Raw genomic sequence first — 23,704 nt, 5'->3', positions numbered from 1 at the left:
CACCGAAAGGTGCCCGCCCTGTGCAGCAGATCCCCAACGTGGTACCGGGTGCCATGGACATTCCCACGGCCGCCAAGCTCAACGATCCGGCCGCGCAGCCACACCGGCCACGCATCCTTATCCTGTACGGGTCGCTGCGGCCGCAGTCGTTCAGTCGCAAGCTGGCGCTGGAGGCGCAGCGGCTGCTGGAGCAGTTTGGGGCGGAAACCCGCTTGTTCGATCCACATGATCTGCCGATGCTTGACTCGGTGCCAGCCAGCCACCCCAAGGTGCAGGAGCTGCGCCAGGCCTCGCTGTGGTCGGAAGGACATGTGTGGGTCAGCCCGGAACGCCACGGCACCCTTACGGCGGTATTCAAGAACCAGATCGACTGGCTGCCGCCCGAAGAGGGCAGCGTTCGCCCCACCCAGGGCCGTACGTTGGCCGTGATGCAGGTCTGCGGCGGTTCCCAGTCGTTCAACGTGGTCAACGCGCTGCGCGTGCTCGGCCGGTGGATGGGGATGGTGACAATTCCCAACCAGTCCTCGGTGGCCAAAGCCTGGTAGGAGTTCGATGACGACGGTCGAATGAAGCCTTCGGTGTACTACGATCGCGTGGTGGACGTGATGGAGGAACTGGTCAAGTTCACCCTGCTGGTGCGCGGGCGTAGTGACTACCTGGTGGACCGCTACAGCGAGCGCAAGGGGGCCGTCGAGGCAGCAGCGCTGGCCGCTGCCGCAGGCGTGGTGGAGACCGTTTTGAACCAGAAGGAAAGTGCGTGAGCGCTGTCATCTATCACAACCCAAAGTGCGGCACCTCGCGCAATGCCCTAGCGCTGATCCGCTTTGCCGGGATCGAGCCGGAAGTGATCGACTACCTGGCCAACCCACCCAGCCGTGCGCGCCTGGTCGATCTCATTGCGGCGGCGGGATTGAGCGTGCGCGATGCCATCCGGCAGAAGGGAACGCCGTATGACGAACTCGGGCTAGGCGACGCAGCACTGAGCGAGGAAGCGCTGCTTGATGCGATGCTGGCGCACCCGATACTCATCAATCGTCCTTTCGTACAGACCGATAGGGGTACTCGTCTGTGTCGGCCTTCGGAAGTGGTACTGGAGATCCTGCCGCCGCTGCCCGGGCCTTTCCGAAAGGAAGATGGAGAGTTGGTGACCGGGCACCCGGGAAGCTCGACGCCGTGATCCCAATGCCAGGCTTGGCTCGCCACCGCTGAGAACCACAGGAGGTCATGCCCCATGTCGGCGCTGAATCCCACGACAAGCGACAGCGCATGGCGCGTCTTCCTGGTGTTCCTGCGACTGGGGCTCACGTCGTTTGGAGGTCCAATCGCCCGCCTGAGCTACTTCCGTCTCGAGTTCGTCGAACGCCGCCGTTGGCTGACGGACTGTAGCTACTCCGATCTGGTGGCCCTGTGTCAGTTACTGCCAGGCCCGGCCAGCAGCCAGGTAGGCATGGCGCTGGGCTTGCGTCGCGCCGGCTGGCCTGGCCTGTTGGCCGCTTGGGCCGGCTTTACGCTGCAGTCGGCCGTGCTGATGATCCTCTTCGCTTCGGGCGTTGCCAAATACCAGGCCATCATTGAATCCGGCTGGCTGCATGGCCTGAAGATCGTGGCAGTTGCTGTGGTGGCCCAAGCAGTATGGGGAATGGCCCGATCCCTGTGCCCGGATCGTTTACGGGCAGCGATGGCGGTCTTTGCGGCTGTGTTGACCTTGTCCATGCCCTCGATCGCCGGCCAGATCGTGGTGATCATCGCCAGCGGACTGCTCGGTCGCTGGATACTGAATATCGAACCGGCGTCCGGCCAATCAGACCGCGGCTATTCCGTCTCGCGAAGAACCGGCGCGGTGACACTAGTGCTACTGGTCCTGCCGCTTGTTCTGCTGCCCTTGTGGGCGGTGGCTAGCGGCTCCCCCTTGGCCGCGCTGTTGGAGGGTGTGTACCGCGCTGGCGCCTTGGTCTTCGGCGGCGGCCATGTCGTGCTGCCGCTGCTGCAGACCGCGGTCGTCCAGAGCGGCACCGTGAGCACGGCGGACCTCCTCGCCGGGTACGGCGCGGCGCAGGCGGTGCCGGGCCCTCTCTTCTCCTTTGCAGCGTACCTGGGGGCTATGGCCGAGGGGCCGCTGGGTGGCTGGGCAGGCGGCCTTGCGCTGTTGGTGGTCATTTTCCTGCCAGCCCTTCTTGTGCTCGTGGGGGTGCTGCCGTTCTGGGAGTCTCTGCGCCCCCGCAAGGATCTCCAAGCTTCGATTGCAGGCGTCAATGCCGGGGTGGTCGGCATCCTGTTGGCGGCGTTGTATGACCCGGTGTGGACGAGCGCGATCCATGACCGATGGGATGTCGCGATGGCGTTGGTTGCGTTTGGGCTACTTGTCGTTGTGCGTGCTCCGACTGCACTGGTCGTGTTGCTGGCTGCCGTGGCGGGTTGGACGATGGCGTGATGACGCCGCCAGGCCGGTCAGGAGCGGTTCGGCAGCGGAACCTGATGTCCGCTTCTGGCCGGAAGGGGGCATTTGCCAAAGCTTAGGCTTGGGGAGCAGATATCCAATTCTGGATCTACGGACTCTTATCGGGGGTAACGAAGGCCAGTTTCCGACCCAAAGGGGCATTTAAGCCAACATCTCGCCTAGCCGACGCATCCAACCATGAACTTCGCCATCGGGATCACGCTCTTCCAACATGGCTGCTGTCATGCAAGGGAACGCATGCTGAGCCAACTTTCTCTTGGCGTTGGAGTCTTTAAGCGGACTGCCTACGCCAGCGTGGGCGACAAAAGCTTCCCCGAAGACCTTTGGAACAGCTTTGCCCGCCATGGGGTGATCAGTGACTTCAATCTCAAATCCGAACGCGAGCGCAATGGCGTCCTTGTGCAAGTAGCTCTCAATCTCATGCTTGGTTGTGACGACAGCCCATGACCCGTCCCCACGGTCATTGACCTGCTGCGCGCTTAGGGCATATGCCGGGACATCGCCGTCGTAGATGTGCACCTCCTGCTTGCCTAGGCCCCGCAGGTAGTGGTGATTGACCCAGTGCTCCAGCGTTCCACCGCCTAGGACAACAAATGCAAGTCGCTCATCGGATGAAAGATCTGGCAGGTTGGAGTCGACCTCGTGGAGCGCTTTGGAAAGGGCTTTCAAGGCCAGTACATCGGTTGGACCTTCGACGCACACTAGTACCTGGACCCGGCTGTCAGGCGTTACGCCCAATGCTTCAGCCACCTTACCGAACACGTCGACCCCCGACTCAACCTGCGGCTTTTTCGTGTCAGAGTGGCGAGAGATGTAACGAATGCTCTGCTGGGGTAGCGCCGAGGCAAATCCGGGACTGTGAGTGGTCAATATGACCTGACAGCCGGGGTCTTCTGACAACACCTTGAAGGAGTCGATGAGAATCCGTTGGTTGCTGGGGTGCTGAGCCGTCTCTGGCTCCTCGATCGCGTAGATGATGCTGCGCTTGGTGCTGGTTTTGAGCCGTCGCTCCGCTTCGGCTTTGAAGAAGCTCACCAGCACAAGCCGCCTGACGCCGCTGCCTCGCTTGTTCAACGGTATGCCACCGTCGGTGCTCAAGCCGAGCGAAAACAGTCCCTGCCACTTGGCGGCGGTGGGAGGGCTGAACTCTGGTGTAAGTTCGCTGGCAAGGTTGGGATCGATCGTGGTCAAAGCACTGTGCGTGTTCTTCGCAATCTCTTCGGCCTTCTCGCGAACCTTTGTTTGGATTCGAGCAATGTCATCTTGGACCTCTGCAATGGCAGCAGCGACGGCTGCCTTCATCGGGCTTTGGACCTCGCTGTCCGAGTCCCGACTGCTCCGATCACTTTGGAAGAGAGCGAACATCGGCAAGTGAGGCTCAATCTGGTCCCAGATACGTTTGACGTCCTCCTTGGACTTGCCGACCGCGATTGCGACCTCTTGAAGCTTGAGGTCGCCAGCGGCCGCCCAAAGTGCGCGGCGCATGCCAGGGTTGCCCTTCAATGCAACCGCCAAGCCAAGATCTTTCACCCTCTTCTGGAGCTCCTTCTCCTTCAATTCCAGCAGGTTGTCGTAATTGGCCGCAGTGGGGTGAAACGCAAGCACCAGCACTTCTGCGGATGGCTTCTTGCTGGTGCAGTCGTAGGTTTTACGAATTTTCAGCCGGCCTTCCAAGGTCAAAAGATACTCATCGGCCAACGTGGTATCTGCCCCCGCGTCTAACGTCAGTGTTGGCGGAAGCTCCGAGAACTCACACGTGATCGAAACGGTCTTGTCTACGCTGTGAACATGAGCATCTCCCTGCTCCATGGCCACCACGTCTGCGTTGAAGAATATTTCCAGCGCTTCCAGAATCGCTGACTTGCCGATGTCATTCCGGCCGACAAAAGTAGTCAAGTCGTCCAGTTCGACCCGGATCTCATCCCCATAGCAACGAAAGTTGGTAATGCTGATTGCTTCCAAGCGCATATCTTCGCTCCCCCTGAGCGCCTTCCATGCAGCCAAGCCAGCCGCCACTAGATAGTGCCTCGAGGCTGCGGAAGCGGCAACCGAGGCAATCTGAGGGCCTGAGCAAGGGCGCTAGCCTTCGGCACCTAAGATGGCCCGCTACTCTTAACGCTTCATTCTCACGAATGCGTTCTTGGCTGGCCAAACAGGCGTACGCTCTCATCTGGTTCCGCAGTTCCCTGAACTGTCGAATCTGGGAACCCACCCTGAAACTACAGTTCGGCATAGTTCGTACTCATGCGATTCGCCATAGTTGGTGCCTACAGCACTGACTTTGCCAAAGCGTCCATTCCTCACGGAAAGAGCTCTGACCCCGAACCCCGCGTTTTGCACTACATTGGTGCAATGTCCGACCCCGCACCCCCGCCGTCCCTCGATGCCCTGGGCACGCCGTTGGCCTGGGCCGGGGCCGATGGCTGCATTGCCGGCTGCAATCCGGCCTTCGCCCGCTGGCTGGGCGTCAGCGTCCGGCGCCTGCTGGGGCGGCCGCTGGCTGCACTGGAAGTGCAGGGCGAGGCCCTGGCCCATTTCCTGGCCCGTGACGAGCGCGACAGCCTGCGCCTGAACCGGCTGGCACTGGCTGTGCCCGGCGAGGCGCCGCGCTTCGCCGAGGGCTGGATGAGCCGCCGCGACGACGGAGGCTGGCTGTTGGAGGCACACCCGGTCGATGAATTCCCCGGGCTCGACCCGACCCAGGCCCTGCCCAGCGCGCTCAGCGCGGCGCTGAAGGGCCTGGCCCACGAGCTGCGCAATCCGCTGGCCGGGCTGAAGGGCGCCGCCCAACTGCTCGCCCGGCGTGCTGCCCAGCGCGATGCCAGCGAACGCGAGCTGATCGAGCTGATCGGCTCGGAGATCGAGCGCCTCAACGGCCTGCTCGACCAGTTGCTGTCGCCGGCCCCGGCCGCGCCGCATGCAGAACTGAACATCCATGCGGCGCTGGAGCGCGTGCTGCGCCTGGCCGAGAGCGAAGCCGGCTGGGCGGTGCGCCTGCAGCGCGACTACGACCCCAGCATTCCCGAATTCCATGGCGACGCCGACCGCCTCACCCAGGCGGTCTGGAACCTGGTGCGCAACGCGATCCAGGCCGGCGCCGGCAGCATCACCCTGCGCACCCGCGTGGAGCATGGCGTGCGCATTGCCGAGCAGCTGCACACGCTGGCGTTGCGCCTGGAAATCGCCGACGACGGCCGTGGCGTGCCCGAGGAACTGGCCGAACACCTGTTCCTGCCGCTGGTCAGTGGCCGCGCCGAGGGCACCGGGCTGGGCCTGGCGCTGGCCCAGCAGGTGGCGCGCGAGCATCGCGGCACGCTGACCTACCGCTCGCGCCCGGGCCATACCGTGTTCACCCTGCTGCTGCCGATCGTCAGCAGCGCCGCCCCGGCCGAGGAGGCCCCGCGCGATGTCTGAGCCTTCTTCGTCCCCGCAGCGAATCTGGGTGGTCGATGACGATCGTGCCGTGCGCTTCGTGCTGTGCACCGCGCTGCGCGAGGCGGGCTACCAGGTCGTCGATTTCGACAGCGCTGCGCCCGCGTTGCAGGCGTTGAACGAAGGCCCGCCGCCGGCGCTGCTGTTCACCGATGTGCGCATGCCCGGCGACGACGGCCTGGTGCTGCTGGACAAGCTCAAGGCCGCATTGCCGCAGCTGCCGGTGGTGGTGATGTCGGCCTATACCGATGTGGCCAGCACCGCCGGTGCGTTCCGTGGTGGTGCGCATGAGTTCCTGTCCAAGCCGTTCGACCTGGACGATGCCGTGGCGCTGGCGCAGCGTGTGCTGCCGGCGGTGGCGCCCGCGCTGGCCGCGTCCAGCCCCGCCGCCGAAACGCCCAGCGACCAGCCGCCGCAACTGGTGGGTGATACGCCGCCGATGCGCGCGCTGTTCCGCGCCATCGGCCGCCTGGCGCAGGCACCACTGGCGGTGCTGATCACCGGCGAGACCGGTACCGGCAAGGAACTGGTGGCGAATGCGCTGCATCGCGAATCACCACGCGCGCACGGTCCGTTCGTTGCACTCAACACTGCCGCAATCCCGGCCGAGCTGCTGGAAAGCGAGCTGTTCGGCCACGAGGCCGGCGCCTTCACCGGTGCGCAGCGCCGCCATATCGGCCGCTTCGAGCAGGCCGATGGCGGCACGCTGTTCCTGGATGAGATCGGCGACATGCCGCTGCCGTTGCAGACCCGCCTGCTGCGCGTGCTGGCGCAGGGCGAGTTCTTCCGTGTCGGTGGCCGTGAACTGATCCGCGTCGATGTGCGCGTGATCGCCGCCACCCACCAGGATCTGGAAGGTCTGGTTGCACAGGGGAAGTTCCGCGCCGACCTGCTGCATCGCCTGGATGTGGTGCGCCTGCAGCTGCCGCCGCTGCGCGAGCGCCGCGAGGACATCGCGCAACTGGCCAGCACCTTCCTGGCCGCCGCCGCGCGCAAGCTGGACACGCCACCGAAGCGCCTGACCGCTGCCGCCCTGCAGGCGCTGCGCGAACACGACTGGCCGGGCAACGTGCGCGAACTGGAAAACGTGTGCTGGCGGATGGCGGCGTTGGCCGCCGCCGACACCATCGGCGTGGCCGACGTCGATACCGCGCTCAACCGTACGCGCGGTCGCCGCAGCAGCACCACCAGCGCCGATCCGGGGCAGTGGGAAGCGCTGCTGGCCGAATGGGCACGCCGTCAGCTGGCCGAAGGCGTGGAAGGGCTGCACGCGCAGGTGCGCGAGCGGGTCGACCATGCCCTGCTGGAGGCCGCGCTGCAGATCACCCACGGCCGCCGTGCCGAAGCCGCGGCCCGCCTGGGCCTGGGCCGCAATACCCTTACCCGCAAGCTGGGCGCCGGGCGCCGCCGCGGGGGCCATTGAACGGTCCCTGCACGCGATCCTCGCGCCCGCTTGCCGAACCGTTGATCGTTCATGGACGATGCCGTCCGTAGTGTCACCTGCAAGGAGTCTTCGATGCGTCTGTCCTTTTCCATCCTGCCGTTGTCCGCCGCCGTGCTGCTGTCTGCCTGTGGCAGTGCGCCGAAGAAGGCCGAGCCCACCCCGCCACCGCCGACCGTGGTCAGCGCCGCGAAGCAGGCCGAGGCCAATCTGTCGCCGTCTTCGGCCAGCATCGTCAGTGGCCGCCTGGCATTGATGGTGGAGCCCGGTGGCATCCACATCACCGGCCTGATCGGTGGCCTGCAGCCGATGCAGCAGGCCGGCTTCCACATCCACGAGCGCGGCGACTGCAGCGCGGTGGATGCCAGCAGTGCCGGCAACCACTTCAACCCCGGTGGCGCTGCGCATGGTCGCGCCGGCACCGGCAAGCACCACCTGGGCGACATGGACAATCTGCGTGCCGACGCCCAGGGCCGCGCCAACGTCGATATCCACCTCAAGGGCGTTACCCTTGGCGGAGGCGCCGCCACCGATATCGCCGGACGTGCACTGGTCGTGCATGCCAACGCCGACGACTATCGCAGCCAGCCCGCCGGCAATGCCGGCGTCCGCATCGCCTGTGGCGTGATCCGGGTTGTCCGCTGATCACTGCAGGCACCATCCAGGGAGAGATTCCATGCGTTTGATCCACACTTCGCTGTTCGCGGCCATTGCTGCACTGGGCCTGGCGGCCTGCAACCAGCAGCCGGCCGCGCCGCAGGCTGAAACCCCGCCGGCCGCGCCGGCCGACGGCGCCACCACCGAACCGGCTGCGACGCCGGCCCCGGCGGCTGCACCGGCTGCCGACGCCTCGGCCAGCGCCGAGCTGGCACCGACCCAGGGCAACGAGACCAAGGGCAGCGTCACCTTCAAGGTGGTTGACGGCAAGGTCCATGTGACCGGCCAGATCAGTGGCCTGAAGCCGGGTAGCGAACACGGCTTCCACATCCACGAGAAGGGCGACTGCAGTGCCCCGGACGGCATGAGCGCCGGTGGCCACTTCAATCCGGGCAAGCAGGATCACGGCAGCGTGGCCACCGATCCGCACCACGGCGGTGACATGCCCAACATCAAGGCCGACGACAAGGGCGTGGCCACCATCGACGGCCCGGTGTCGAGCAACGTCAACATCGGCAAGGGTGATGACTTCGACATCATCGGCCGTGGCCTGATCGTCCACGCCGATGCGGATGACTACAAGACCCAGCCGACCGGCAACGCCGGCGCGCGCCTGGCGTGTGCAGTGATCCAGAAGGCCCCGTAAGGCCGATCGTGCTGGGAACAGAAAACGCCGGCGCAAGCCGGCGTTTTTCCTGATCGGTAGTGCCGGCCGCTGGCCGGCAATCGCAGATCCGGAGGTTGCCGGCCAGCGGCCGGCACTACCGGCCTTCAGCGCGCCAGCAGCTCGCGCGCGTCCTGGCCGGCCTCGCAGTGCACGAACAGCACCGGCACGCCGTGCGCTTCCAGCACTGCGGCCATCTGCCGCTGGCGCATCAGGAACTGCTCGTAGATCCCCTTCAGGCGGTCACAGTCGTTCTTGCCGTGGTTGTAGTGCGCGCACCAGCCGGCCGGGTCGAACAACGCCATGCGCGCTTCGCCATGCGTATAGCGCAGCAGCGGCTCGGGCGCGGCGTTGAGCCACTCGTCCTCGCCCGGCGCCATGATCGCGGTCTCGATCAGCGGCCACAGCGCGGCCAGGCCCTGGTTGTCGTACTGCATCGACATCATCGCGGCCAGATCATTCACGGTGAAGTAGCGCGCGTGCTCGATGCGGGCACCGAAGGTGTTCTGCGCCATCAACGCGGTATCGGCATGCGCCATGCCGTTGGCCAGCAGTGTTTCTTCCAGCGCGTTGGCGACAGTGTTGGTGGTGGCTACGTCGCTGCCGGTCAACAGGAACGGCACCACGCGCAGGCCACCGCCCACCAGGCTGGCATCGGCCTGGAAGGGCAGGGGCACGTCACCCTGGGCATCGGTGCCGAAGGCGAGCAGGCGCGGGCCCTGGTTGCGGCCCGGGGCGCGCATCTGCAGTTCTTCCAGGCGGCGATGGATCGGCCAGCCCGGGCGCAGCACTTCGGCCGGGTCGAAATGGGCGGCGGCGAACACCAGGTCCAGCTCGGCCACCTGCGGCACCAGCTTGGACAGGTCGCGGCCGACGCGTTCGGCCAGTTCACCGGCTTGTTCAGCGCTGAGCACCGCCTGGCGGGGGACTTCACCGCCGGCCAGTTCCAGGGCCAGCACGCCAAGGGCATTCATCGCGGGGTCGGGTTTGCTCATGGTTCCACGGTTGGCCCATCACAGGGCGGCAGCTACACTTGGCTCCATTATGCCTGCTCCGTCGTGCAGGCCATGTTGCAGACACCCTCATCCATGCCAGGTATCTCCATGCCCAACGCTCGTCCCGTCGCCATCCTCGGTGGCGTCCGCATTCCGTTCTGCCGCCAGAACACCGCGTATTCGGATGTCGGCAACCTCGGCATGTCGGTCCGTACGCTGGGCGCGCTGGTCGAACGGTTCGGCCTGCACGGCCAGCAGCTGGGTGAAGTGGCGATGGGTGCGGTGATCAAGCACTCCAGCGACTGGAACCTGGGCCGCGAAGCCACGCTGTCCTCCGGCCTGTCGCCGTTGACCCCCGGCATCACCCTGCAGCGCGCCTGCGGTACTTCGCTGGACAGCATCATCACTGTCGCCAACAAGATCGCGCTGGGCCAGATCGAATCCGGCATCGGCGGCGGTTCGGACACCACCTCCGACGTGCCGATCGTCTACGGCAAGAAGCTGCGCGCGCGCCTGCTGGCCGCCAACCGTGCCAAGAGCACCGGCGACAAGATCCGCGCGCTCACCGCTGGCTTCAAGTTCTCCGAGCTCAAGCCCGAGTTCCCGGGCGTGGCCGAGCCGCGCACCGGCAAGAGCATGGGCGACCACTGCGAGGACATGGCCAAGGAATGGAACATCTCGCGCGACTCGCAGGACGAGTGGGCGGTGTCGTCGCACAAGAAGCTCGCTGCCGCTTATGAGCGTGGCTTCTTCAACGACCTGATCGCACCGTTCCGTGGCGTCGAGCGCGACAACATCCTGCGCCCGGATACCTCGCTGGAAAAGCTCGCCACGCTGAAGCCGGCCTTCGACAAGGTCTCCGGCCGTGGCACGCTCACGGCTGCCAACTCGACGCCGCTGACCGACGGGGCCGCCGCGGTGCTGCTGGCCAGTGAGGAATGGGCTCGTGCGCATGGCCATGAACCGCAGGCGTATCTGCGTGATGCCCACGTGTCGGCCGTTGATTTCGTGCATGGCGAAGGCCTGCTGATGGCGCCGACGGTGGCCGTGCCGGAGATGCTCAAGCGCAACGGCCTGACCCTGCAGGACTTCGACATCTACGAGATCCACGAAGCCTTCGCCGCGCAGGTGCTGTGCACCCTGCGTGCGTGGGAGAGCGAGGATTACTGCCGCAACCGCCTGGGCCTGGACGCACCGCTGGGCCGCATCGACCCGGACAAGATCAACCTGCTGGGCTCGTCGCTGGCCACCGGCCACCCGTTCGCCGCCACCGGCGCACGTGTGATTGCTACCGCAGCCAAGCAGCTGGCAGAACGCGGCGGTGGCCGCGCGCTGGTGTCGATCTGCACCGCCGGCGGCATGGGCGTGGTCGCGATCGTCGAACGCTGATCGCGCGACGTTCCACACATGAAAACGCCGCCCAATGGGCGGCGTTTTTTTGTTGCTCCGGTGGGTGCCGACCGTTGGTCGGCACGCTTCACGGCAACCGCGGGTTGCCGAATTCGTCGCGCTCTTCGTTGGCGTCATACACCGGCGGCTGCACCGCGATCGGCTGCTCTTCCACCGTGGCCCGCGACGGCGCTTCAATGCTGCGCACTAGCTCCACGCTGTCCTCGCCGCGCTGCAGGCGCAGCGCATTGGACAGGCACTGCGCGGCCAGTGCGTGCTCGCCACGCTGCGTGAACAGTTCTCCCAGTGCTTCCCAGGCCGGTGCACCGGCACCCGTGGCAATGGCCTCGTGCAGGAACGCATCGGCGGCATCCCACTGCTGCTGGCCCAGTGCCACGCGGCCCTGTGCCAGGCGCAGCGCGGCCGAGCTGTCGTGCACGTTGCGCCAGCGCGCGAGGTTGGCTTGTCGCGTGGCCAGGCGCTCGGCCGGCAGGCGGCCATACAGCGCCACCAGTTCGTCGTCCCAGCGATGGTCCAGGGCCTGTTCCAGCGCCAGCAGCGCGGGCTCGTCCCAGTTCAGTGCCACCGCGCGGCTGGCATAGGCGCCGACCACGTCCGGAGTGGGGCGCAGCGCCTTCGGCGTGGCTTCCCATTGCGCGGCCAGCGCATTGACGTCGGCTGCTTCCAGCAGCGCCTGTGCGGCCAGGCGTGCCTCCAGTTCGCTGTTCGATTCGGCCGGCAGCACCTTGCTCTGGCGCAGCGCACCCAGCTGGCCATAGGCCTCGTGTGCGCGCCCGGCACGCGCCAGCGCTTCGGTGCGCAGCCACAGGCCACGCGGCGGCAGTGGCTGGATCGCCGCCACGTCCAATGCGTTGATGGCGTCCACCGGCAGATCGCGCGCCAGCAGCTGTTCCGCACGCAGCAGCGCCTGCAACGTGGCATCGCTTTCGCCCAGGCGCTGCAGCAGCGCCTCGCCCGCGGGGCCATCGGCACGCGCCTGTGCGCTGCGCACGGCATTGGCCAGCGCCACCGCACTCACTTCCGGATCCTTGGCCGCGCCGTCCAGCAGCTTTTCGGCACGCTGCCACTGGCCGTGTTCGTAGGCCTGCAGGCCATCGATCAGGCGTACCCGGCCCTGCTTGCGGCGGTAGCGGCCCCAGGCACGGAACGGTGCGGCAATCAGGCTCCACAGCAGCCACAGCACCAGCACCGCGATCACCGACAGCAGCGCCACCTTCGGCAGGTTGCTGTGGTAGTCGTAGCCGCCGTAGCGCAGCGTCACTTCGCCGAAGCGGTTGAGGTCATCGGCGCCGAGCCATTGCGCGGCGACCACGCCGATGGCCACGGCCAGCAACAGCACGACCAGCGATTGCAGGGGTTTCATGCGGGATTACCTCCGGTCGGTCTGGGTGCGCAGTTGCTGCAGGGTGCTGCCAAGAACGGCGTTGCTGGCCTGCAGCGGAAGCTCGCGCAAGGCCTTCAGTTCAGCACGTTGCGCGCGCAGGGCCGGTGAATCCGGCCAGCGTCGCTGTGCCCAGTGCTCCACGCGTGCCAACGCGGTATCGCGGCCGGCGCGGTCGCCACGTTCGATCGCGGCGCGCGCCAGGGTCAGTTCCAGTTGCAGTGCATCGTCGGCATTGCGGCGTTCGGCAGCGGTCAGCGGGCCGTTCTGGCGGCTCGGTGTGATGTCCACGAACGGGGCCAGCGTCGATTGCCACCACGGTCTTGCGGTGTCGGTCGCAGCGTTGCCGGTTACCTGCGAGGGCAACCTCTGCAGTGCCCTGGCCAAGGCATCCAGCCGCTGCAGCGACTGCACGCGCGGGCCGGCACCCAGCGCATCGAGCGCATCGCGCTCCTGCACCAGCGCCTGGCGCAGGTTCAGGCCCTCGCTGTCGGGCAGATCGGCCAGCGCGGTGGCAGCCTGCGCGTACAGACGGCGCGCGCCGTCCACGTCGTCGGCGTAGTTGAGGCGCTGCGCGGCCTGGGTCAGCAGCAGCTCGGCCTCATCGCGCTGTACCGCCTGGCGGCCCTGGTTGGCGCTGTCGGCCAGCTTGGCCAGGTTCTCTTCCAGCAGTGCACTGCGCTGCGAGAGGCCCAGCATCTCGTCGCGCAGCACGCGGTTGGTGGCCGCCGCATCCTGCAGGCGCTGGCTGGTCGCGCGCTGGTCACGACGCAGCGCGTCCAGCGTGGCTTCCAGGCCCTGCAGCTGCACGGCGGTGGTCTGCGCCTGCGCGTGCTGTTCTTCCTGTTGCTGCTGCCAGAAGTACCAGCCGGCATAGCCGCCCGCACCAAGCACGACCACCCCGGCCAGCGGCAGCAGCCAGCGCACGGGTCGATGGGGTGGAGCAGCGGGCGGAGTGTCGTTCATCGGGCTTCCTTGTCGGCTGTGTTGCCAGTCGGTTCCGGCAGGCCGCGTTGTGCACAGCATCACTGTTGCCGACGGCAGCGGCAAGCGTGACGCACGTCCCTGTTCAGGTCGCTGCCGGGCCGGTGAGTGTGGCGTGTGCAGCGGCGACCAACTGTTCAGTGGTCGGACCGGCACTGCGCACGACCCGGTGCAGGCCCAGGTCGCGAGCCTGTTCGCCGAGCCGGTCGCTGGCGACCACGATGCTGGCGTGTGCCCGCAGACGCTGCTGCAAGGCAGCCGGAATCTGCCGCCAGAAATGCTGAAGCGCTTCGCCACTGCTGACCGCAAGCACCCAGGGAGACGCTGAACGCGCCAGTCGGGCCAACACGCGTGGCTGCAGGCCCAGCAGGCAGCGCTGGTAGACGTCTGCGCGTTCGAGGGTGGCGCCGGCCGCCTGCAGCTGCGCGGCAATCAGGCCGCGTCCACCGGGAGCGGTGACCAGGCCGATGTGCAGGCCCTGCACCTGCGCCAGAACCGGCAGGGCGAGCAGGCCTTCGCTGTCCATCCGCTGCGGTGCATGCACCTGGTCAATGCCCTGCGCCCGCAACGCGCGTGCGGTGCCTTCGCCCACCGTCAGCCAGGGACTGCGCTGCGCGTCGGCCAGCGGCAGCAGCGCGGCGGCTGCGGCCACCGCAGCCGGGCTGGTGAACACCACCCGATCGCAGTTCAGCGCGCGTTGCAGCTGGCGCACCACTGGCGTGCCCTGCAGGCGTTGCAAGCGCCAGGGCGGCAGGGCCACTACATGCCCGCCCAGCCCAGCAACGGCGCGGCGCAGCGCCGCATTCTGGCCCCGCGGGCGCAGCGAAATGAAGGTCCAGCCCGCCTCGGAACCGGCAGCGCCAGTGGGTATCGTATGGTCGGCCATTGCCTGCATTATGCGGGCCCTTCGTTGTCGTGGTCGCTGCTCCGATGTCCGTTGATGCCCTGACTTCCTCGTTGGCCGCCCTGCAGGACGTGCTGGACTGCATGCCGGCGGTCCGCGCCATGCAGATCCAGCTCGACGGCTATGCCGACGGCGTGCTGCGCATCACCGCGCCGCTGGCCGCCAACGTCAACGACAAGGGCAATGCCTTCGGTGGCAGCCTGGCCTCGGTGCTGACCCTGTCGGGCTGGGCACTGGTCAGCCTGCGCCTGCGCCTTGCCGGCCACGATGCCGAGGTCTACGTGGCCGACAGCAACCTGCGCTACCTGGCCCCGGTCTACGAAGACCTGCATGCCCATGCCGAAGCGGCCGAAGCCACCGGCTGGGATGCCTTCCTGAACACCTTCCGCCAGCGCCGCAAGGCCCGCATCAGCATCATCGCCACCCAGCCCGGCGCCGATGGCAAGCCGGCCGCCGAGTTCAGCGGTCGCTTTGTTGCCTTCGCCAAAGGGTAGGATGGCAGGCTGACGTTCTGGGGAAACCACCGATGCGCCGCCTGATCCAGTTCCTGATCTGCTCCCTGCTGCTGGCCAGCGCCGCAGCCTCGGCCGACGACCTCAGCCGCAAGCAGCGGAAGCTGCTGGAAGAGACCCAGATCGCTTACGGGGCGACCATCCGCTGGGGCAGCATGGACGATGCCATCGGCTACCTCGACCCCAAGCAGCGCAAGGAAAAGCCGCCCACCGAGTTCGAGCTCAACCGCTACGCGCAGCTGCGCGTGTCGTCCTACCGCGAGCGCAGCAGCGCGGCGCTGGAAGGCGGCCTGGTCGAGCGCCGGGTCGAAATCGGGGTGATCAACCAGAACACCCAGGCCGAACGCACCGTGATGGTGGTCGAGCGCTGGCGCTGGGATCCGGAGGCCAAGCGCTGGTGGCAGACCGCCGGCCTGCCGGACCTGTGGAAGGGGCAGTGACGGGCCGCGTCCGGCTTGTGCGACAATCGGCGCCCGCTTAATCGACCCGTGACCTGAGTGAATTACGAAGAGTTGCTGGCCTTTGCAGGCCGAAACCCGATGCTGTCCGCGGCCCTGGTCGGCCTGACCGTGGCCATCATCGTCACCGAGATCCGCCGCCTGTTCCGGGGCTTCAAGGGCATCAAGCCCGCCGAACTGACCCAGCTGATGAACGCGGGCGGCACGGTGGTGGTCGACCTGTCGGCCAGCGGTGACTTCGAGAAGGGTCACATTGCCGGCAGCCGCAACGCCCAGGCCAGTGCCTTCGGCCCGGACAACAAGCTGGTGGCCAATGCCAAGCAGTCGCCGGTGGTGCTGGTATGCCGCAGCGGCAACGCCTCGGAAACCGCCGCCAAGGCACTGAAGAAGGCCGGCTTCGAGAAGGTCTACGTGCTCGACGGCGGCATTCCCGCCTGGCAGCAGGCCGAGCTGCCGCTGGTCAAGGGCCGCAACTGATTGCCACAGGTGGCGGATCCGGCCTTGTATGGGCCTGATCCCGCCCCCATCGCAGTAGTTCGACCATCGTTTTCATTGCATTCATTGGAGTTACTGGAAATGTCCGAAGAGATCACCAACGGCGCCGCTGCGCCGGTCGATGCCGCTACCGGCCCTGCTTTCACCGTCGAGAAGATCTACGTCAAGGACGTCTCCTTCGAGTCGCCGAACGCTCCGACCATCTTCAACGACCAGGTGCAGCCGGAGCTGCAGCTGAACCTGAACCAGCAGGTGCAGCGCCTGGGTGAGAACGCCTTCGAAGTCGTGCTGGCCGTGACCCTGACCTGCCAGGCCGGTGAGCGCACCGCCTACGTGGCCGAAGTGAAGCAGGCCGGCGTGTTCGGCCTGGTCGGCCTGGACCCGCAGTCGATCGACGTGCTGCTCGGCACCCAGTGCCCGAACATCCTGTTCCCCTACGTGCGCCAGCTGGTCAGCGACCTGATCCAGGCCGGCGGCTTCCCGCCGTTCTTCCTGCAGCCGATCAACTTCGAAGGCCTGTACGCAGAAACCCTGCGCCAGCGCCAGGAGCAGGGCGACGCACCGTCGCTGGCTGACTCCGAGCCGGCTGGCAACGCCTGATTCCTGCCGCGACGTCACGGATGAGCACTACCGCTGACAAGATCGCCGTGCTGGGCGCCGGTTCCTGGGGGACCGCGCTGGCCAGCCTGCTCGCACGGCACGGTCATCCGACCGTGCTGTGGGGGCGCGATGCTGCCGTGGTCGAAGCCATCGACCAGCGCCACGAGAATCCGCGTTACCTGCCGGGCATCCCGCTGCCGGACAGCCTGCGTGCCACCACCGACCTGGCGTCGGCGGTGGAGGGCGCGGCCTGGATCCTGGTGGTGACCCCGTCGCATGCCTTCGGTGAAACCGTGCGTGCGCTGGCGCCGCTGCGTCCGGCCGGTGCCGGCGTGGCCTGGGCCACCAAGGGCTTCGAACCCGGTTCGGGCCGCTTCCTGCATGAAGTGGCGCGCGAAGTGCTGGGTGAGGACGTGCCGCTGGCCGTTGTCACCGGGCCGTCGTTCGCCAAGGAAGTGACCCAGGGCCTGCCGACTGCGATCACCGTGCACGGCGACGTGCCCGAGTTCGCGCAGACGGTGGCCGAGGCGATGCATGGCCCGGCGTTCCGCGCCTATACCGGCGACGACATGGTCGGCGCCGAGCTGGGCGGCGCGATGAAGAACGTGCTGGCCGTGGCCACCGGCGTGGCCGATGGCATGCAGCTGGGCCTCAACGCCCGCGCCGGCCTGATCACCCGTGGCCTCAACGAGATGCTGCGCTTGGCTGCTGCGATCGGTGCCAAGCCGGAAACGCTGATGGGCCTGGCGGGCCTGGGCGATCTGGTGCTGACCTGCACCGGCGACCTGTCGCGCAACCGCCGCCTGGGCCTGGCCCTGGGCCGCGGCCAGACGCTGCAGGATGCCGTGCGCGAAATCGGCCAGGTGGTCGAGTCGGTGCAGACCGCCGACGAAGTGATGCGACAGGCACGCCGTCATGGCATCGACCTGCCGATCTCCGACCGCGTGCGTGCCGTGCTGCACGGCGAGCAGACGCCGGAAGAAGGCCTGCGCGCATTGCTGGCGCGGGAACAGAAACCGGAATACCCGGACACGCTGTTCAAGTGAATCGAAAAACCCCGGCTACGTGCCGGGGTTTTTTGTGCGCGCCCCATCCACGGATGGCGTGGATCTACGACGGAACCCGCCTCTGGTAGTCGCCAACCTTGGTTGGCGCCCGGTAGCGCCGGGCCATGCCCGGCGGCATTCATCACCGCGCCCGCGGCGGCGCGTTGCCGTTGTCCATGTCCGAGAAGATCAGCCACGGCCCGTCACCCACGCGCTTCAACGTGAGCGTGAATTTGCCGGTATCGCCCGCGTTGTTACCGTAGCCGTAGGCACCGATGATGTAACCCGTATTCCGCTCCACCGCATACGCCAAGGCACGCAGCCGTAACGGGCTGCTGCCCTGGCCGGTATACGCGGCCTCGATCGCGCTGCGCCCGCGCACCGGCGGCTGGTTGCTCTGCAGTACAAAGCCATCCTCGGTGAACAGCGCCGCCAGTGCCTTGGCATCACCTGTGCGCCACGCCTGTTCGTAGTCGCGCAGTACACGGTCCAGCGGTGCGGGCAGGGCTGCATCCGGGAGAGGCTGTGCACGCTTCACGCCTTCTGCATCGTGGGCAATTGCCGGCGATGCCAGCAGCAGGGCACTGGAGAAAATCATGGCGAGTCGTGTGCGGCGCATGCGTCCAGGCCCTGGCGATGGTGGGAAGGCTTCAGACGCATCCTAGCGCGCCGCTGGTTAGAATCTCGCAGGCGCCCGCGCGGCTGCATGCACCGCAGATCAGACAAGGACACGGAATGAAGATTCGAATCACAGGGATGGCGATGATGGTCGCACTGCTGGCGGCCTGCGGACAGGCACCGGCACCGGATGCAGCACCGGCCGCACCGGCACCGGCCACCGAAGCACCGGCCGCCACAGCGACGGTGGTCGAAAAGGAACCGTCCATCGAAGACGGCGTGGACCCCTCGGTGTGGGACAACGAAGGCGAACCGGAAGACCCGAGCGCCGGCGGCGAACTCACCTGTGCGGACAACCCGCTGGCGACCCATTTCTTCACTCTGGTGGGCGGCAACACCGTGGACGACTGCGGCCGCAAGGACCCGAAGGTGCTGGCCGCGTTCAACGCCCTGATGAAGAACACGGCCGCGGCCGAATCCGCCGACAAGGAGATTCCGTCGCTGCGCGAACGCCTGTTGAGCGGGCCCAGCGGACCTGGCGAGCTGGTGGTGCTGCAGGGCGAGCCGTGGTGGTTCTACACCGCCTGCCAGGCCCACGACTGCCCCGGCACCGCGTTGGCGATGCTGTATTCGCCGACGGAAGCGAAGATGGTCGGCCGTCTTACCGCGCGCTGCCGTGTGTGGTGGCTGGGCGAGCCGACGGCGGAACAACGCGCGCAGATCGAACAGCGCCAGCCACTGCAGGATGCCGCGTTGACGGAAGACAGCGCGCTCTGCGAGTGATGTGGCGGGCGGGCTCTGTGCCGTTCGTCCTGTTCTTTCGCCCGGAAACCGGCTGCTAAGATTTCACACCAGCCCGTTGCCCATCGGCCTCCCTGCATGGCTTTCTGGACCGTCGTCTTCGCCATTGGCGCCGCACAGGCCGCGCTGCTGGCGTTGGCCCTGTGGCGCCGCCCGGTCAATGCCGGGGCGAACCGTGTGCTGGCGGTGTGGATCGCACTGATCGGCATCGATCTTGCGGTGAAGGCAGTCTACTGGGATCCGTCCTACCCCACGGCCGGCAAGGCGCTGCGGTTCGTCGGCCTGTTCCCATTCCTGTACGGCAGCCTGTTCTATGTCTACGTCAGTGTCCTCACCGAGGCGCGGACCGCACGCTGGCGCGACAGTGTGCATCTATCCGGGTTCATCATCGTGCTGGCCCTGCACGCAGGTTTCTTCCTGCGGGGGCTGGTATCGGCTGAAGGCATCCATGCGCGCTTGCTGACGGGCATCGCGGACCTGGAATGGATGCGGCTGAACATCGTGCTGTACGCGTACAGCCTTTCCTATGTGATTGCCGGTCTGCTGCGTGTCTGGCGTTACCGGCGCGGTTTGCTGCAGCGACGTTCGGATGCGGACCGGATGTCGCTGCACTGGATCGACGCGATGGCGATCTCGCAGATTGCCATCTGGTTCGTTGCCACCCTGCAGTGGCTGGTGCGGATCCCCTGGATCGACTATCCGCTGATCTACGGCCTGGTGGCGGCCTGGGTTTTCCTGATGGGGTATTTCAGCCTCACCCAGGTGGCCGTGGTGGTGGAGTCGGTCATTGAACCCCCGCCAGCGCAGCCCGACACGGCGTCGAGCGCTGACGCCCCGCGCTTTGTCGATGTCGAGGTGCGCCTGTCGCAGCTGATGACCGATCAGCAGCTGTACCGCGAACCGGCGCTCACCATCGGCCAGCTGGCCAAACGCTGCGGCTACCCCGAATACCTGGTCTCGGTGGTCATCAACCGCCGCTTCGGCGAGAACTTCTGCGACTACATCAACCGCCAGCGGATTGAAGCCGCCGCTGCCCATCTGGCCGATGGTGCTGACGCCCGGACCATTCTGGATATCGCCTATGCCTGCGGCTTTACCTCGAAATCGACGTTCAACGCGGCGTTCAAGCGCCGGCTGGATGAAACACCCAGCGTCTTCCGCAAGCGCCATGCGATGTCTGGCGCCCCGGAATCACCGAGCCGCTGACAACGCCGTGGCCGATGAGCGCCGCGGCCATCGCAATACCAGTTCGCAGACCGTCAGGTTGAACAACCAGCAGCCCCAGGCGGCGGCCAGATAGACCGGGGCGAAGGGTAGATGCAGCACGCCCAGCCCGATGCCCAGGATCAGCCGGAACGATATCGCCGACGCGGTAAGAGCGATGCTGCGCCACATCCATTGCCGGTGCCTGGCCAGGTTGCCGGCCAGCGCGTGGCCGACGCCGATGCCGGTTGTGGCCAACCATGCCACGGCAAGCAGGCCAAAGGCGATGCCGGTAGGCGCTCCACCTTCGGCGTGGAATGCCAGGGAGAGGCCGGCCAGCCCGGCAATCAGCACCCCGCCCGCATACAGTCCGCCACTCAGCCGATGCAGGCGGGGGACGTACCGCTGGATCCATCCGTTTATCTGCAACGGCGCCAGCAACAGGGCCAGCCCGCCGCCGAAGAGGTGGGCGGGAACATCCAGGCCGGATGCTGCGAACTTCATCTGCAGGGGATTGTCCGCGTGTGGCTGGCCGTACAGCACGGCGAAGGCGTAGGCCGCCACGGCGGCGCAGAGCAGGGTGAAGACCAGCCCGGCCGTCCAGCGGGCGGCCTTGGGAAAGCGGTGTGGCATCTCGGAACCTCCTTGGGGAAATGGAGGCCCGAGCATGGGTACGACGAGGCGGAAAATCGTCCAGATCGGCGGAGTCGTACATGGGACCGGTGGAGGAGTACGGCCAGGGTGACCCGTTGACAGTGGCAACGGTGGCTGGCTGTGCTCGTTCGCTGTTTCAGATGGTCAGGCCCGGGGACCGGTTGGAAGCTATGATCAGCCAACACCGGAGCATGGAAGGACTGTCGAGCCCATGAAGATCGAGTCCATCTCTCCCATCCTTTCAGTAGACCATCTCGCGGAGTCGATAGCGTTCTACCACAGCGTGCTCGGATTCGAACTGGCATGGTCGTGGGGCGATCCAGCGGACATTGCCGCCGTCTGCCGCGACGGGGTGGAGATCACCCTCACGCAACAGGCCGATAGCAAGCCTGCAGGCGCGGCACATGTCTATCTGGGCATATCCGGTATCGACGACTATTACGAAACGCTTGCGGGCTCGAACGTCACGATCATCGTCCCCATCGGGGACAGGCCCTACGGCATGCGCGATTTCCGCATAGCGGACCCAAGTGGCAATGAGCTCAGCATCGGGCAAGTCATGGAGAACAGGGACAACGCCCGTTAGCGTGCATTGCCCATTACTTGCTCGCGCGCCGTGCGCCTTTCTCGTCTTCGTCCTTTGCATCCCCACGGCTCTGCGCGAATTCCGGGAACGTCTTGGCGATCGAATCCTTGTCCGGCAGGATGTAGAACACACCGCCCTTCTCGAACGTGGACTGCACGATCTGCTCGTAGAACGCAGGTGTGACGTTGATGCAGCCGTGCGTAACGCGGTTGTCGTCCGGCGAAGGTGATGCCAGCCGTTCGGCGCGCTTCTCTTTCGGGGTGCCTGGCGGAAGCGGGTGCATCGAGACGGCGGAATCGTAGTCCACCCACAGCACGCGACCGGCATCGTCGGAGGGGCCGTAGCCACCAATGAAACGGCCCGCCGGGGTGGTGCGGTCATGGCCTGGAATCGCACTCAGCGCGAGCTTGGCAACGCCGGGGGCCGAGTGATCGCCGATGGCCGAACCGAACAGCGCCGGTGCCGCGCCACGCAGCTTGCCGTCTCCACCGAAGACCAGTACCTGCGCGGCCGCCTTGTCCATGATCGCGAACGGATAACCCTGGTTATCCTTGCTGGCGACCACCCAGCCGGCCAGCTCGATCACTGTCTCGGAGACGCCCTGGTCAGCGGGAAGTTCATCGACTGCGGCCACCGGAGGTGCAGGTGCGTCCTTGTCCCTGGCATTGGCTACGCCGCTGCACGCAACGACCAGTGCCATGGCCAGTGCGGCATGGAGGGCGCGGCGTGCAGGGGAGGAGGAAGTGCGAATGGGGCGGCTCCTTGCAATGCAATCTTGGTGGAAGGATGCCAGTGGCCGGCGAAGGCCACTGGTTCCCGATACAGAGGTGGATCAATTCAAACGGTGAGGGAGCGATTAACCGCGCGGCTTGCGGCCGGCAGGTGCCCTTTCAAGCTGCTGCACGCGGCCTTCGATCTGGTCCAGACGCTGGTTGGCCTGCTGCGCCGACTGGTTGGCGGACTCGGCACTCTGGGCGGCGCCCTGCACCTTTACATCGAGCTGGTCGAGACGCGAGTTGATCGTTGCAAACTCGTTCTTGTAAGAGGCGCAAGCGCCAAGGCTCACGGTGGCGATGAGCGCCACGCTGAGTGCACGGGCCATCTTCATGTGTTGCGAGGTCAGTTTCATTCCACTCCCTCCTTCGTCTGGGGAAGCTGGAATATAGCGGCGTTTGTTCCCGGCGCTACCAAGCGCTTTCAGCTGGAATTTGAGTACGTGGATGGGCTGTGAAGGCCTGTAAATCAACAAACCTTAACAAGCGGGATCAAGCGAGCTGATCTGCATCGGCGTATCGCCTTGTGCCTGTTAAACATCACCCATTCACCTGCATGAAGCCGGCATCACGGCATGCGCGTCTGCGTGCTTTCGCCTGCTCCGCACGCAGGTTGCCATCCACTTGCTTCCAACAGCGCTGCAGCGTTTCCAGGCTGGACATCCAGCAGTTCGGCGATGGCGTTGCGCGTGTCGGGCGCGCGCGCAACATAGGCATGGGCGATGCGGTAGCCGATCCAGTAGCCGAGATCTCCGCGGCGCGCGTCGTCGCCGGGGCCGTTGTACAGCCACCTCGAAAGATCGGTACCCATGCTGTCCTGCAGGAAGGCGCGCTCCAGCGCACACTCGCGACCCTGCGTCCAACGCTGCAGATGTGCGTTGGCCGGTTGCCCGGAGATCCGTTCGGCCACGTATTCGGCACCGCCTTCCAGCAGCGTCTGATAGAGCAGGGTGGGCTGCTCGACGTCCACACGTGCACCGGGCTGTTGCACGTGCACGTACTCATGGGCGATCAGGTGCACGAAGCGGTCACTTACATCGGCCTGCATCCAGTCGGCGTTGCACAGCGCTTCCAGTCCGATGACCACACCTGCTTCGGTGGTCACGCCACCACTGTTGCCGCGGCCCACCAGTACGGTGACCGGGGGAAAGCGCGCAGATGGCAACAGGGCGCCCAGTTGATCGACGGCAACGGCGACGCGCGTGCGGATCGATGGCAATGCTCTCGCGCAGGTTCTCGCTTTCGCAAACAATGCCGGCTTGTCCTGGATGGCCCTGGCCAGCCGCTCCATCGAGCCGATACGGCTGTCGGTGAAGCTGCGCAGGGCATGCGTACCCGCATCCAGATAGCCGTGTTGCAGATCATCGGCGCTTGGGCGCCCGTGGTTGGCGTCCAACACCTTGAAGAAGCGCGTGACATCGTCTGTCTGTACGACGATGTGCCCGGCAGCAACGACGTGATCAGCTGCCTGTGCCTGCAGCAGCGCGACCGGCGAGGCGATCAGGATCAGTGCCCGCATCAGGCATCGAGCGTGGTGAGCGTTAGAAGCCGACAGCAATGCCATGCGGAGTTCCCTGAACGTCAGCCTTATTTATACACCAGTCAGTTCAATATTCAGGGTTGATTAGACCC

At 66.2% G+C, this 23,704-nt stretch carries 25 protein-coding genes and 1 pseudogene; 16 read left to right on the top strand and 10 right to left on the bottom strand.

The window, feature by feature from the left end; genetic code table 11:
* The first annotated feature begins 53 nt into the window (after positions 1-53).
* The 3 genes and pseudogenes from arsH (at position 54) to chrA (ending at position 2,431) form a co-directional block, all read left to right on the top strand.
* Positions 54-761, top strand: a pseudogene (gene arsH / locus EZ304_RS19900) (arsenical resistance protein ArsH).
* Positions 758-1,177, top strand: a complete 420-nt coding sequence (gene arsC, locus EZ304_RS19895) for an arsenate reductase (glutaredoxin) (RefSeq protein WP_049441725.1) — start codon at positions 758-760, stop codon at positions 1,175-1,177. The pseudogene arsH and the gene arsC overlap by 4 nt, the downstream one beginning before the upstream one ends.
* 54 nt (positions 1,178-1,231) lie before the next feature.
* On the top strand, positions 1,232-2,431 hold the full coding sequence (gene chrA / locus EZ304_RS19890) for a chromate efflux transporter (RefSeq protein WP_049441726.1): 1,200 nt from the start codon (positions 1,232-1,234) through the stop codon (positions 2,429-2,431).
* Positions 2,432-2,599: 168 nt separating this feature from the next.
* Here chrA and EZ304_RS19885 read toward each other — a convergent pair whose 3' ends face one another.
* A complete protein-coding gene (locus EZ304_RS19885) occupies positions 2,600-4,426 on the bottom strand; it encodes an ATP-binding protein (protein ID WP_111105525.1) in 1,827 nt (608 codons plus the stop codon).
* Positions 4,427-4,810: 384 nt separating this feature from the next.
* Here EZ304_RS19885 and EZ304_RS19880 point away from each other — a divergent pair, with 384 nt between their 5' ends.
* The 4 genes from EZ304_RS19880 (at position 4,811) to EZ304_RS19865 (ending at position 8,634) form a co-directional block, all read left to right on the top strand.
* Positions 4,811-5,872, top strand: coding sequence for a two-component system sensor histidine kinase NtrB (locus EZ304_RS19880; protein WP_099551616.1), 1,062 nt, complete (start codon positions 4,811-4,813; stop codon positions 5,870-5,872).
* Positions 5,865-7,313 carry a nitrogen regulation protein NR(I) gene (gene ntrC, locus EZ304_RS19875; RefSeq protein ID WP_142807949.1) on the top strand — a complete coding sequence of 483 codons (1,449 nt, stop codon included), beginning with the start codon at positions 5,865-5,867 and terminating at the stop codon, positions 7,311-7,313. Before EZ304_RS19880 ends, ntrC begins: the two co-directional genes overlap by 8 nt.
* A gap of 93 nt (positions 7,314-7,406) precedes the next feature.
* Entirely contained in the window at positions 7,407-7,976 is a 570-nt protein-coding gene (locus tag EZ304_RS19870) for a superoxide dismutase family protein (RefSeq protein WP_142807948.1), read from the top strand.
* A 31-nt stretch (positions 7,977-8,007) separates the two neighbouring features.
* On the top strand, positions 8,008-8,634 hold the full coding sequence (locus EZ304_RS19865; RefSeq protein WP_142807947.1) for a superoxide dismutase family protein: 627 nt from the start codon (positions 8,008-8,010) through the stop codon (positions 8,632-8,634).
* 125 nt (positions 8,635-8,759) lie between these two features.
* On the opposite strand, the gene EZ304_RS19860 is transcribed toward EZ304_RS19865, so the two are convergent.
* Positions 8,760-9,647, bottom strand: a complete 888-nt coding sequence (locus tag EZ304_RS19860) for a hypothetical protein (RefSeq protein WP_142807946.1) — start codon at positions 9,645-9,647, stop codon at positions 8,760-8,762.
* 93 nt (positions 9,648-9,740) lie between these two features.
* Here EZ304_RS19860 and EZ304_RS19855 point away from each other — a divergent pair, with 93 nt between their 5' ends.
* Positions 9,741-11,036 (top strand): acetyl-CoA C-acetyltransferase, encoded by a 1,296-nt coding sequence (locus EZ304_RS19855; RefSeq protein ID WP_099551602.1) that lies wholly within the window; start codon positions 9,741-9,743, stop codon positions 11,034-11,036.
* A gap of 88 nt (positions 11,037-11,124) precedes the next feature.
* On the opposite strand, the gene EZ304_RS19850 is transcribed toward EZ304_RS19855, so the two are convergent.
* The 3 genes from EZ304_RS19850 to EZ304_RS19840 form a co-directional block, all read right to left on the bottom strand.
* On the bottom strand, positions 11,125-12,420 hold the full coding sequence (locus EZ304_RS19850) for a heme biosynthesis HemY N-terminal domain-containing protein (RefSeq protein ID WP_142807945.1): 1,296 nt from the start codon (positions 12,418-12,420) through the stop codon (positions 11,125-11,127).
* Positions 12,421-12,426: 6 nt separating this feature from the next.
* Positions 12,427-13,404 (bottom strand): uroporphyrinogen-III C-methyltransferase, encoded by a 978-nt coding sequence (locus EZ304_RS19845; RefSeq protein WP_142807944.1) that lies wholly within the window; start codon positions 13,402-13,404, stop codon positions 12,427-12,429.
* A gap of 103 nt (positions 13,405-13,507) precedes the next feature.
* Positions 13,508-14,317 carry a uroporphyrinogen-III synthase gene (locus EZ304_RS19840; protein WP_142807943.1) on the bottom strand — a complete coding sequence of 270 codons (810 nt, stop codon included), beginning with the start codon at positions 14,315-14,317 and terminating at the stop codon, positions 13,508-13,510.
* 35 nt (positions 14,318-14,352) lie between these two features.
* Here EZ304_RS19840 and EZ304_RS19835 point away from each other — a divergent pair, with 35 nt between their 5' ends.
* The 5 genes from EZ304_RS19835 to EZ304_RS19815 all read left to right on the top strand — a co-directional run bounded on the left by EZ304_RS19835 (position 14,353) and on the right by EZ304_RS19815 (position 17,437).
* The gene (locus EZ304_RS19835; RefSeq protein WP_005407593.1) at positions 14,353-14,820 is read left to right on the top strand and encodes a YiiD C-terminal domain-containing protein; all 468 of its coding nucleotides are present in this window, start codon (positions 14,353-14,355) and stop codon (positions 14,818-14,820) included.
* Positions 14,821-14,852: 32 nt separating this feature from the next.
* Complete coding sequence (locus tag EZ304_RS19830) at positions 14,853-15,278, top strand: hypothetical protein (protein ID WP_049429838.1); 426 nt, start codon at positions 14,853-14,855, stop codon at positions 15,276-15,278.
* Between the two features lie 57 nt (positions 15,279-15,335).
* Positions 15,336-15,773 carry a rhodanese-like domain-containing protein gene (locus EZ304_RS19825; RefSeq protein WP_004153552.1) on the top strand — a complete coding sequence of 146 codons (438 nt, stop codon included), beginning with the start codon at positions 15,336-15,338 and terminating at the stop codon, positions 15,771-15,773.
* 99 nt (positions 15,774-15,872) lie between these two features.
* Positions 15,873-16,391, top strand: a complete 519-nt coding sequence (secB, locus tag EZ304_RS19820; protein ID WP_004153553.1) for a protein-export chaperone SecB — start codon at positions 15,873-15,875, stop codon at positions 16,389-16,391.
* 20 nt (positions 16,392-16,411) lie between these two features.
* Entirely contained in the window at positions 16,412-17,437 is a 1,026-nt protein-coding gene (locus tag EZ304_RS19815) for an NAD(P)H-dependent glycerol-3-phosphate dehydrogenase (protein WP_005407597.1), read from the top strand.
* A gap of 142 nt (positions 17,438-17,579) precedes the next feature.
* Here the strand turns inward: EZ304_RS19815 and EZ304_RS19810 are convergent, their stop codons facing one another.
* Complete coding sequence (locus EZ304_RS19810; protein ID WP_142807942.1) at positions 17,580-18,035, bottom strand: YybH family protein; 456 nt, start codon at positions 18,033-18,035, stop codon at positions 17,580-17,582.
* A 137-nt stretch (positions 18,036-18,172) separates the two neighbouring features.
* Here EZ304_RS19810 and EZ304_RS19805 point away from each other — a divergent pair, with 137 nt between their 5' ends.
* A complete protein-coding gene (locus tag EZ304_RS19805) occupies positions 18,173-18,838 on the top strand; it encodes an Ivy family c-type lysozyme inhibitor (protein WP_142807941.1) in 666 nt (221 codons plus the stop codon).
* A 96-nt stretch (positions 18,839-18,934) separates the two neighbouring features.
* Positions 18,935-20,062 carry a helix-turn-helix domain-containing protein gene (locus EZ304_RS19800; protein ID WP_142807940.1) on the top strand — a complete coding sequence of 376 codons (1,128 nt, stop codon included), beginning with the start codon at positions 18,935-18,937 and terminating at the stop codon, positions 20,060-20,062.
* Here the strand turns inward: EZ304_RS19800 and EZ304_RS19795 are convergent.
* Positions 20,048-20,692, bottom strand: coding sequence for a DUF2306 domain-containing protein (locus tag EZ304_RS19795; protein ID WP_185959200.1), 645 nt, complete (start codon positions 20,690-20,692; stop codon positions 20,048-20,050). The genes EZ304_RS19800 and EZ304_RS19795 overlap by 15 nt on opposite strands.
* 232 nt (positions 20,693-20,924) lie before the next feature.
* On the opposite strand from EZ304_RS19795, the gene EZ304_RS19790 reads away from it, so the two are divergent.
* A complete protein-coding gene (locus EZ304_RS19790; RefSeq protein ID WP_142807938.1) occupies positions 20,925-21,299 on the top strand; it encodes a glyoxalase superfamily protein in 375 nt (124 codons plus the stop codon).
* 13 nt (positions 21,300-21,312) lie between these two features.
* On the opposite strand, the gene EZ304_RS19785 is transcribed toward EZ304_RS19790, so the two are convergent.
* The 3 genes from EZ304_RS19785 to EZ304_RS19775 form a co-directional block, all read right to left on the bottom strand.
* The gene (locus EZ304_RS19785) at positions 21,313-21,999 is read right to left on the bottom strand and encodes a hypothetical protein (RefSeq protein ID WP_099551593.1); all 687 of its coding nucleotides are present in this window, start codon (positions 21,997-21,999) and stop codon (positions 21,313-21,315) included.
* A gap of 156 nt (positions 22,000-22,155) precedes the next feature.
* On the bottom strand, positions 22,156-22,428 hold the full coding sequence (locus EZ304_RS19780; protein ID WP_012509703.1) for a hypothetical protein: 273 nt from the start codon (positions 22,426-22,428) through the stop codon (positions 22,156-22,158).
* 212 nt (positions 22,429-22,640) lie between these two features.
* Entirely contained in the window at positions 22,641-23,636 is a 996-nt protein-coding gene (locus tag EZ304_RS19775; RefSeq protein WP_142807937.1) for a DUF2268 domain-containing putative Zn-dependent protease, read from the bottom strand.
* Positions 23,637-23,704 lie beyond the last annotated feature (68 nt).

The organism is Stenotrophomonas maltophilia (assembly GCF_006974125.1).
GTDB lineage: Bacteria > Pseudomonadota > Gammaproteobacteria > Xanthomonadales > Xanthomonadaceae > Stenotrophomonas > Stenotrophomonas maltophilia_O.
Note: the sequence above shows the minus strand (reverse complement) of the source record. Positions and strands in the feature narration are given on the sequence as shown.

Bases quoted from the DNA above. Each gene is read 5' to 3' on its own strand.
- EZ304_RS19855 (WP_099551602.1), top strand. From the start codon at position 9,741: ATGCCAGGTATCTCCATGCCCAACGCTCGTCCCGTCGCCATCCTCGGT.
- secB (WP_004153553.1), top strand. From the start codon at position 15,873: ATGTCCGAAGAGATCACCAACGGCGCCGCTGCGCCGGTCGATGCCGCT.
- ntrC (WP_142807949.1), top strand. From the start codon at position 5,865: ATGTCTGAGCCTTCTTCGTCCCCGCAGCGAATCTGGGTGGTCGATGAC.
- EZ304_RS19780 (WP_012509703.1), bottom strand. From the start codon at position 22,428: ATGAAACTGACCTCGCAACACATGAAGATGGCCCGTGCACTCAGCGTG.
- EZ304_RS19840 (WP_142807943.1), bottom strand. From the start codon at position 14,317: ATGCAGGCAATGGCCGACCATACGATACCCACTGGCGCTGCCGGTTCC.
- EZ304_RS19865 (WP_142807947.1), top strand. From the start codon at position 8,008: ATGCGTTTGATCCACACTTCGCTGTTCGCGGCCATTGCTGCACTGGGC.
- EZ304_RS19850 (WP_142807945.1), bottom strand. From the start codon at position 12,420: ATGAAACCCCTGCAATCGCTGGTCGTGCTGTTGCTGGCCGTGGCCATC.
- EZ304_RS19810 (WP_142807942.1), bottom strand. From the start codon at position 18,035: ATGATTTTCTCCAGTGCCCTGCTGCTGGCATCGCCGGCAATTGCCCAC.
- EZ304_RS19885 (WP_111105525.1), bottom strand. From the start codon at position 4,426: ATGCGCTTGGAAGCAATCAGCATTACCAACTTTCGTTGCTATGGGGAT.
- EZ304_RS19790 (WP_142807938.1), top strand. From the start codon at position 20,925: ATGAAGATCGAGTCCATCTCTCCCATCCTTTCAGTAGACCATCTCGCG.
- EZ304_RS19860 (WP_142807946.1), bottom strand. From the start codon at position 9,647: ATGAGCAAACCCGACCCCGCGATGAATGCCCTTGGCGTGCTGGCCCTG.
- EZ304_RS19775 (WP_142807937.1), bottom strand. From the start codon at position 23,636: ATGGCATTGCTGTCGGCTTCTAACGCTCACCACGCTCGATGCCTGATG.
- EZ304_RS19815 (WP_005407597.1), top strand. From the start codon at position 16,412: ATGAGCACTACCGCTGACAAGATCGCCGTGCTGGGCGCCGGTTCCTGG.
- EZ304_RS19870 (WP_142807948.1), top strand. From the start codon at position 7,407: ATGCGTCTGTCCTTTTCCATCCTGCCGTTGTCCGCCGCCGTGCTGCTG.
- EZ304_RS19835 (WP_005407593.1), top strand. From the start codon at position 14,353: ATGTCCGTTGATGCCCTGACTTCCTCGTTGGCCGCCCTGCAGGACGTG.
- EZ304_RS19805 (WP_142807941.1), top strand. From the start codon at position 18,173: ATGAAGATTCGAATCACAGGGATGGCGATGATGGTCGCACTGCTGGCG.
- EZ304_RS19795 (WP_185959200.1), bottom strand. From the start codon at position 20,692: ATGCCACACCGCTTTCCCAAGGCCGCCCGCTGGACGGCCGGGCTGGTC.
- chrA (WP_049441726.1), top strand. From the start codon at position 1,232: ATGTCGGCGCTGAATCCCACGACAAGCGACAGCGCATGGCGCGTCTTC.
- EZ304_RS19845 (WP_142807944.1), bottom strand. From the start codon at position 13,404: ATGAACGACACTCCGCCCGCTGCTCCACCCCATCGACCCGTGCGCTGG.
- EZ304_RS19830 (WP_049429838.1), top strand. From the start codon at position 14,853: ATGCGCCGCCTGATCCAGTTCCTGATCTGCTCCCTGCTGCTGGCCAGC.
- EZ304_RS19880 (WP_099551616.1), top strand. From the start codon at position 4,811: ATGTCCGACCCCGCACCCCCGCCGTCCCTCGATGCCCTGGGCACGCCG.
- EZ304_RS19785 (WP_099551593.1), bottom strand. From the start codon at position 21,999: ATGGCACTGGTCGTTGCGTGCAGCGGCGTAGCCAATGCCAGGGACAAG.
- EZ304_RS19800 (WP_142807940.1), top strand. From the start codon at position 18,935: ATGGCTTTCTGGACCGTCGTCTTCGCCATTGGCGCCGCACAGGCCGCG.